The organism is Parabacteroides sp. AF14-59 (genome assembly GCF_003479515.1).
Taxonomy (GTDB): domain Bacteria; phylum Bacteroidota; class Bacteroidia; order Bacteroidales; family Tannerellaceae; genus Parabacteroides; species Parabacteroides faecis.
Genome location: NZ_QUHH01000020.1, coordinates 117,817 through 127,099 on the forward strand (window position 1 = coordinate 117,817; position 9,283 = coordinate 127,099).

At 38.8% G+C, this 9,283-nt stretch carries 5 protein-coding genes; all 5 read right to left on the reverse strand.

Annotation, left to right across the window (positions count from 1 at the left end):
• Positions 1 to 92: 92 nt before the first annotated feature.
• The 5 genes from DWW23_RS19295 to DWW23_RS19315 all read right to left on the reverse strand — a co-directional run bounded on the left by DWW23_RS19295 (position 93) and on the right by DWW23_RS19315 (position 9,114).
• Positions 93 to 638: an RNA polymerase sigma-70 factor gene (locus DWW23_RS19295; RefSeq protein ID WP_122355192.1), complete on the reverse strand. Its 546-nt coding sequence runs from the start codon at positions 636 to 638 to the stop codon at positions 93 to 95.
• 193 nt (positions 639 to 831) lie between these two features.
• Positions 832 to 2,325 carry a RagB/SusD family nutrient uptake outer membrane protein gene (locus DWW23_RS19300; protein ID WP_122355194.1) on the reverse strand — a complete coding sequence of 498 codons (1,494 nt, stop codon included), beginning with the start codon at positions 2,323 to 2,325 and terminating at the stop codon, positions 832 to 834.
• Between the two features lie 23 nt (positions 2,326 to 2,348).
• Positions 2,349 to 5,837: a TonB-dependent receptor gene (locus tag DWW23_RS19305; protein ID WP_122355196.1), complete on the reverse strand. Its 3,489-nt coding sequence runs from the start codon at positions 5,835 to 5,837 to the stop codon at positions 2,349 to 2,351.
• A gap of 151 nt (positions 5,838 to 5,988) precedes the next feature.
• Positions 5,989 to 6,975 (reverse strand): FecR family protein, encoded by a 987-nt coding sequence (locus tag DWW23_RS19310; protein WP_122355198.1) that lies wholly within the window; start codon positions 6,973 to 6,975, stop codon positions 5,989 to 5,991.
• A 222-nt stretch (positions 6,976 to 7,197) separates the two neighbouring features.
• Positions 7,198 to 9,114, reverse strand: coding sequence for a glycoside hydrolase family 36 protein (locus tag DWW23_RS19315; RefSeq protein WP_158583213.1), 1,917 nt, complete (start codon positions 9,112 to 9,114; stop codon positions 7,198 to 7,200).
• Between the last annotated feature and the right edge of the window lie 169 nt (positions 9,115 to 9,283).

The window sequence follows — 9,283 nt, forward strand, 5'->3', positions numbered from 1 at the left end:
GTGACTTAGTCCTTTATGAACTTATAACGCATGGCGGAAAAAAAATACTCACAAGAAAACAATCTTTTTTTAAAATAAAATAATAAAGCGCTTTAAATCAGGGTAAAAAGATAAAAGAATAAATGAGAGCAATGTTTACGTAAATAAAGTAATGAACGGTACAACTGATTTTCAACGGTACGAACAGACAAACCCAACTGATCGGCAATTTCAGCTGCTTTCATTCCCTTCATATAAGAAAGACGAAAAATTTCCTGGCTGCGTTCCGGTAACTCTTCGACCTTCTTCATTAAAAAAGCCAGGAGATCTTTACGCATAAAAAGTTCGTCGGACGACTCGAAATAGTCCAACTCATCTAATTTAAGCTGCACAGAACGGTGATCAAGTATTTCCTGTTCTATATTTGCATGGCGCAAATGATCAATACAGGCATTGCGAACGGAAGTATAAAGAATTCTTTTCAGATCATCATCAGGAAGAAGGAAAACCTGCTTGTCCCACAATTTAAGGAAAACATCATGGACTATATCTTCTGCAAAGAAATCAGACACAAATTTTCCGGCAAAACGAAGCAGCATTGGAGCATATTCAAGGTATATGCGCTGATAGCAATCTGTCGTTTGATCTCTTACATCCATATTGCAAACATATTAAAAATCTCGAAACGACACATGAAAGAGTTCTTTTTTAACTAATGATTTTTTTAATACGATAGGGTAAACGCACTTTTTACATAAAAAAAACAACGACAAAATTATTGATAAAAAAAGGGACTGTCTCCGACTTGTCAGACAGCCCCCTATAAATTATTCAGTTACTAAAACCTTCCTGTTAATAGCCCGGATTCTGAATAACTGTCCCTCTACTTTCGTTTATTACAGACTGCGGTAAAGGCATCAGGTTCATATAGTCCTGTGCAGTAACAGAACCTTTGTATCTGCGGGCATATTCAATATATCTCCCGTAACGAACCAAGTCTGTACGGCGGGCACCTTCAAACCAAAGCTCATGACCGCGCTCCAGCAAAACCTTATCCAGAAAATCGTCGACGCCTTTAATATCAGAAAAGTTATATGTAGAAATACCAGCACGTGAACGCACCATATTCAATAAATCGACAGCTTCCTGCGTTACGGCATTGCCATTACGGACAATTGCTTCAGATAATAAAGTAATGACATCAGCATAACGATAAATGATCCAGTCGATCTGGCTTTCTTCACCCGTAGCTGCCGGATCCTCTCCGTACTTAATCGGCATGGCACCTGTTTGCAAAACCGTCCCGGGATTTTCTTTATTGTAAAGTTTCCCGTCCGTTCCTACAAATTCACCAACCAGCACTTCTAAACGCTTGTCATTCTTATCGAACGTCTCATAGAAATCCCACAGCACACGGTAACCACCCCATTTCTGGATGCTCTCGTTCTTTGTCGGATACTGGCTGGAAAGAACATGCGCCACCCAAAGTTGCTTATTCACACTACTACTACAAATGGCAGCCCAAATCGTTTCCGCATTCCCTTCATTTTCCAATGTAAAGATATCTTTGTAATTCCTCACCAACTCATATCCGTATTCCGGTTTCATCAGTTCACGTCCGCATTCAACAGCCTTTGTCCAGTTTTTTTCCTGCATATACAATTTCATGAGTACCGTATAAGCCAAGCCCTTTGTAAAGCGTCCGTAATTACTGTCCGAAGATTTATAGCTGCCCGGTAATACGGCAATCGCAGCATTCAGGTCATTTTCAATAAAAGCAACCATTTCTTCACGGGAAACACGCGGAATAATCTCTTCACCCAACGGATTACTCAATTGTTCCAAAGTCGGGATCTGGATCGGTCCATAAAAATCATACAGAAGATAAGCTAACCATCCCCGTCCGCAAAGAATTTCGGCCTCCAACCGCTTTTTAGTTTCTTCCTTCATATCGATACCGGAAATACGGTCTAGAGTCAACGTCATTTTACCTATATAACCAATATAGTCTTTGTACGGCGACGTCGGACATTGAGAAGAAGGGGTGAAATTCACTTCCAACAAATCAGGATAATAAGAGTCATTCCACTGACAATAACCGATATCGGTAGTCAGTTCAGCCGTCACATGTATGCCTCCGGATCCGGCAGAATAAAGACCACTGTACCAGTTAGAACGAAACGGAGCATAAGCCGCGGCCGTTACCAACGCATTCGCATCGGCTTCATTCACCGGAAAGATATTCGGATTAATCACATCATACATTTCTGATTCCAGATTTGTACAAGAAGGTAAGAAAGCAGTGGTAGCTAACAATACCGATATTATATATAATAACTTTTTCATATTATACTCGATTTAGACTTTAATTAAAATGTTATATCCAATCCCAGACTGAAACTTCTAACGTTCGGATAAGCCCATACGGAGTTGTCTGTTTCCAGGTCAAGCCCTTTATACGGAGTGATCGTGAACGGATTGTTGATATCTGCATACACACGTATATTAGATAAAATTTTCTTCGACTGCTTCATCGGAATCGTATATCCGAAAGTGATGTTACGACAACGGATAAACCAACTCTTTTCAAGATAATAGTCACCGATCTTACCCGTACTTGTGCCTGCTTCAGAAATAGGACTCTTATCCTGGAAATATCCCGGACGGGTTGCTGTCGTATTATCATGAGCCCAAACATCCTTTGCTGAAACCGGCATATTATATCCACGATACATATTTACGATACCAGTCATACCATCGGCACCTGTCAGCCACAAATCATTGTAAGAACCTATATTCCATAAGGCAAACTGTCCGTAGAAATAAACATTCAGGTCAAAGTTTTTGTAACGGAACGAATTATTGAACCCCAATAAATAGCCAGGGTCTTTGCTACCATAGATAACCATATCGGCTTCGTCGATCTTGCCGTCCGGTTTACCACTCTTTACAGGAATACCGTGTTTATCCACTTTCATTGTTCCGTCCTCGTTATACACATAACCATCGAGGTCTTTGATCTTTACTTGTCCGGGAACAGCACCTTTCATCCACTCTACAGTTTCGCCTTCCTGAATCAACCCGTCAGACATATACCCATGAAAATAACGAAGCGGAGCATTGTACTGTGAATAGGCAGCCGGTTTCCATGACGCATCGCGGGTTTTCCATTTATCGCGATATAAAGAGAATGTAAGATCCGAACTCCAACTGAAGTCTTTTGTATCAATATTTTTAGTATTAATAGTCAATTCAAAACCCTGGCTCTGCGTTTCACCGATATTAGCGGCTATTTTACTGACCTCATTGTAAGATAACAGAGTGCGTTCACTCAGCAAGTCTGAGATCACTTTATGATAATATTCGGCGGTTACGTTTAATCGGTTATTAAAAAATCCCAAATCCAAGCCAAGGTTCCATTCGGTCGTTGTTTCCCATTTCAAATCAGGGTTACCCATCTGGTCCAGGTAAACACCTACAGATTCCGTATCCCCAAACTCATTATTGTTACCGGTTTTATAATAAGAGATCGCCTTGTTACCGATATTCGAGTTACCGGTCTGCCCGAAGCTCAGACGCAACTTACCGTTAGACAATACATTCGTCAATGGACGCATAAATTCTTCTTCCGTAAATCTCCAACCGACCGCCACAGACGGGAAATATCCCCAACGGTTATTTTTAGCAAAGTTGGAAGCTCCATCGGCACGTAATGTTGCTGTTAATAAATAACGATCTCTGAAAGAGTAATTCACACGTCCAAAGAATGATGCCATTTCATCTTTCGAAGCAGAAGAACCCACACTTGGTTTCGGGTAAGCGCCTGCTCCCAGGTTATTATATAAGAATCCATCAATCAGGAACTGGCTGTTACCCGCCGATAAAGACTCATCCGTAAAACGTTGGAAAGAATATCCGGCCAAGGCATTCAGGTTATGTTCACCAAACTGTTTTGCATAATTGGCTGTCAGTTCCAACAGATAATCGGATTTATCATATTGCGCGATATTAGCCTGTCCGTCGGTCTTAGCTCCGTAAAGCGTTGTTTTAGGCAGATATACTTTGCGTTTCTGGTAATTACGATCGATCCCTAAATTAGCCTTTAAAGTTAATTCCTTGATCGGTTTCACCTCCACAAAAGAGGTAGCCAATAATCTCTCTTTCGTTGTTTTATCAGTTATTTCCAACAAAGAAACAGGATTAGGCAAAAAGGATGCTTCGTCATTCAGGATATATTCACCATTCTCATCCCTAACTGCTAAAACCGGATTGAACTGAGCGGCAGCAACCATAATACTGGCATTTTCATACTGTCCGGCACCTAAAGGCACATTATTGGTCTGGTTTCTTGACAAAGTCAGGTTTACACCTACTTTTACATATTTGCTGACAACCTGTTCCAAATTCATACGACCAGTAAAACGTTCCATATCATTATTCTTCACCACACCATTTTGTTTGAAGAAGTTGCCGGAAACCAGATACTTCGTCATATCGGTACCACCGTTAATCGAGACATTATGTTGAGTCTGGAAACCTGTACGGGTGATTTCATCAAACCAGTTTGTATTATTGGCCGGATTAGCAATCTGGGAATCCGTATAACGGGGAACATAAACAGACGATGCATCGGACACACTTTTCCCTCCATAAATACCAATACTATTATCTTTCATCCATTGCTCGTATTGATAACGGTTAGACTCAGTCATAAAATCTTTTGAATTCAACATATCATAAGACTTAGCAAGGGTTTGAACACTGGCTGTTCCAGAATACGTTACCGTAGGAGCACCGGTTTTCCCCTTTTTCGTTGTTATTATGATCACACCGTTGCCGGCACGTGAACCGTAAATAGCTGTGGAACTTGCATCTTTTAAAACCTCGATAGATTCGATATCGTTCGGATTAATAGAAGCCAGGATATTATCCGTTGTCCCACTCGAATATTTACCAGTACTAATTTTGTCTTCATTCGGCGTACTTATTGGAAAACCGTCTATAATAATCAAGGGATCATTACTGGCATTAACAGAAGCGGCCCCACGGATACGGAAAGTGGATCCGCCACCTGGTTGCGCACTGACCGCACTAACCTGCAAACCAGCCGCTTTACCAGCCAAAGCATGACTAATGGTAGAAACAGTTCCAACCGGCGTATCGTCCATTTTAACAGAAGCGACAGCACCTGTCAGGTCTTTCTTTTTCATTGTACCATAGCCAACTACCACTACTTCCTCCAATGCCTGCGTATCTTCTTTCAACAATGCATCAATCGTCCCCCGTCCTCTTACAGCTATATCCTGCGGTATATAACCGATAAACGAAATCTGCAAGACAGCATTATCCGGCACCTCTATGGAATAATAGCCATTCATATCGGTAGTCGTACCATTCGTCGTACCTTTTTGGATAATATTTGCCCCTGTTATAGGACCAAAGGCATCGCTTACCATACCTGTAACCTTACGCCCCTGTTGTGTTACAGCACCAACTGGAGATGAGGATTTGGTCGTTAAAACGACATGACGGTCTTTAATCACATATTTCAGACCGGTTTTAGCAACAATAGCATCCAGTACATCCTGAATATTAGCATTTTGCTTGACAATAGAGATCTTTTCATTTTTATTGATCTCTTCCAGATTATAGAAAAACAGAAATTCAGATTGTTTTTCTATTTGTTTCAATACATTTTCCAATGTTTCATTTTCAGCGGAAACATTCAGTTTCGCTGTTTGTGCATAAGTAGCAGCTACCACCTGTGATAAACAGACGATCAGCATTAACATGGTTAATTTCATAATTTTTATAGTTCTTTTCAGATTTACGGAAACAACTATACGTTGATTATTCATACTTTTGATTGTTTGAAGATTAAACACTAATTCCAGCCCATGGAAGTTTAATTGGATTACATTTCCGGAAGGGAGGATCCTGCAAGATTTTCCCTTCTTTTTTCGTTTTTTACTCACTCATATTTATCACAATTTAAAGATTAACAATTAGTTATATTTCCAAAATAGTTACATGACGATCATCTATTACATATTTGATCGGAATAGATAGATTGACAATTTCCATGATATCCTTTATACTTTGTCCGCGATAAAAAGTCCCGGTAAATGTCTTTTTGTAGAGATCTTCCGACAATACAGTGAACTTTACTCCATAAACATGGCTCAGCCTGTCAAGGATGACTTCCAGACTTTGTCCGGGGAAGTAGTAATATCCCGAAGTCCAGGATACAAACTGCCGGGCATCAACCTTTTGCAAAGAACTTACTTTCGTATTACGGTTATAAGTAAACTGTTCATTAGGATGTAATGTTATTTTTTCTGACAAATGAGCAGAAGTCAACCGGACAGAACCTTCCAATAATGTTGTTATTACTAATGAATCCATAGAATAAGCCATTACATTAAACTTTGTACCCAAAGCTTCTATATCCTGTTCCCGGGTTTTTACAATAAAAGGTTTATTTTTTTGTTTGGCAACATCAAAAAAGGCTTCTCCTTCCAAGTAAACAATTCGTTTTTTTTCACCAAAATCCTTCGCATAATGGAAAGTAGTTGTTGAACCGAGACTGACACGAGTTCCATCCGGAAGTTCGACAATATCTGCTTCCAAACCGTCACCACCGATATAACGTGTATTTAATCCTTTTCCCTCTCCATCTTTCAGAATAGTTAAAAAGAAAACAGTACTAAACATGACAGCAAATAATACTATTGCCGCATAGCTAGCCCATTTATACCAAAAATTAAAATAATATGGTTTCTTTCCTGTTTTTTTCTTAAATAAACGCTCCCAACTTTCATCAATATTGTCTAGATTTTTAGGAGATTTATTTGCATCATACAACATTTTAATATCGAAAAAAAATTCTTTATTCGAATCGCTTTTATTGACCCACTCATAAAATTCATTTATTTCATCTTTATTAGAGTGTCCTTCCAAATAATCAATGATTAATTTTATATATTTATTTTCCATGTATTCCTATTAGTGATTTTTTCTGACAAATTCAACTCCTATGAATATATAACGAATGACAGATAAAAAGTACTCACAACAAAATCATATTTTTTTGTACTAAAATCATGATCCATTATAAATCAAAGTAAGAAGAATGAAAAAAATAAGGGGTAGACTTTATACAAAAAACCTACCCCTTATTACAAAATATAACTCAGATCAAATAAATCAAAACCAGAGCTAATATACTTCTATAAGATAGCTTCCTTTAAAGGAAATATTAATTACCGGATCAGAACCATCAACCTGGTAATTTTTCAAAGAATCATCGGTATATTCACAAACTGTATACTTTTTATTTTCGAGACCTTTTAAAACAATCTCTCCATCCCAATCATCCGCATAAAAAGCATAATACATCTTCCCTTCTTTTTCTATTACATGCGTTTCAGGCTTGTCGTAACCCAAGTCATATAAATTCAGATATTCACCCTTTGACAGCATCTTATCGTTATAAATACCAACCCATTTTTTAAACCAGGCTTCTTTTTCCGGAGTTAACAAATAAGAGATCTTTACATCCGGATTATCTCTAGGATAAGTAAATTTAGAGCCAACTACCGCTCCGACTCCAATCTGGGTAGGAAAATCGTTTCCGTTATCACTCAACTCCACATGGTCTGCATAATATGCTATTTTATCAAAGATAGCCCGGTAGACTTTTCCCTTCAGTCTGATCTGCCAACTGGATAACGGATCGGAAGAAACAGCCTGATTCATATACGGCATATTGAAAAAGTTCATGGCAGTGCCACAAGGGCAGTTTTGCACAACAGCATTTGGATTGATTTTCCGTGCCGTTTCAAAAATACCTTTGTAAAAAGCAGGCAACTGTTCGATGGCCTGTTCCGGATAATCTAATCCGCTTCGGGGGTTATAATCGGGAGGACAACAATTGAGATGCTGTCCGTCCAGCTTTAGTCCGTCGAATCCCCAGTCCCCAATAAACTTTTCAACCAATTCGTTCGTATATTTCTCGGTATACGGATTTACAGGCGATAGATAAAAACAATTCCACCAGGTTATCATGCACGGAAGCCTCTCTTTCGTCAGCAATTTCATTTTGGAACTTTCCTTCAGCAGTTGGGAGTTAGGATCTGCGGCTAAAGGCGCCCACCATAATTTCGCTTTCAATCCATGTCGATGAATTAAATCTACCAGAGCTTTCATATCCTTATCGCCTCCCGGAAAACGCTTATTCATATCCCAATCACCAATTGCAACCTGAAAACCATCATCTACATCCACCCATTTAAAACCTAATTCTTTCACTTTGGGCAACGTGGCTTTTATTTCATCCATCGTAAAATTACGTTCATACCCCCAGGCACACCAAACTGCATCGAAAGCATCTTCCTCAGGAGCAGCAAACTCCATGCCCTTAGATTGCATATATTTGGAGAACTGACGCAAAGGATTATAAAAATCGCCGGTATGCACACTTACAAATGTATTATAAGTCGATATTGTATCATTCCTTTTAAAATCAATGGGAGAGCTATATTCATATAAAACTTTGGCATTGGCTTTATTCTCATATTTCTGCCTGCTCACCGGAAAACTGACTAAGCGTAACACATCGTCAGTAACGCCTATAGCAAATCCACCGTCTTTCCGCCACAGATCGCAGACAGGTATTCCACCGCCATAATCGGAATTATTCATCCCCATATAATTTTTTTTATAAAATCCTGGGGTAACAGGTAAAACCCAGTCGCCTCTGGAACTTGTCGAACTACATTGCAACGACCATACCGGCTCAGAGTCTTCTTCACGATCCATATACAAATCATGATTCACCCAGGCTGTAACAACAGGTTCCTTTTCTCCCTTATTTACATACTTAATAGTAAACAACAACATTCCCGGAAAAGAGTCAGGAGCCATTATATTTACGATCTTTTCAATCTCAATCCCATTTTTCTGATAAATTCCGGTCAGCTCATAAATAGTTTTGTCGACTTGTTTCGACTTTCTCATGTCTTTCAAAGTAAAATCGTTTGCAACACCTTCTCTCATTACAAGATAATCAGATGCAACAAAATCGCTATAAAAAGGTAATACATCATCTCCAATCATAGAGATATTCGTATGCATTCTTCCGTCTATTTTCAAAGATATATTACCATTAATAATTTCTTTTTTTTCATTACAAGACGTCAAAAAAAACAATACATACAGGATAGAATACAGATAGTTTATTCGCATAATTCGGGTATATAAAAATAATTTTTTAATAAAATAATCGTCAAATATATATATCTTT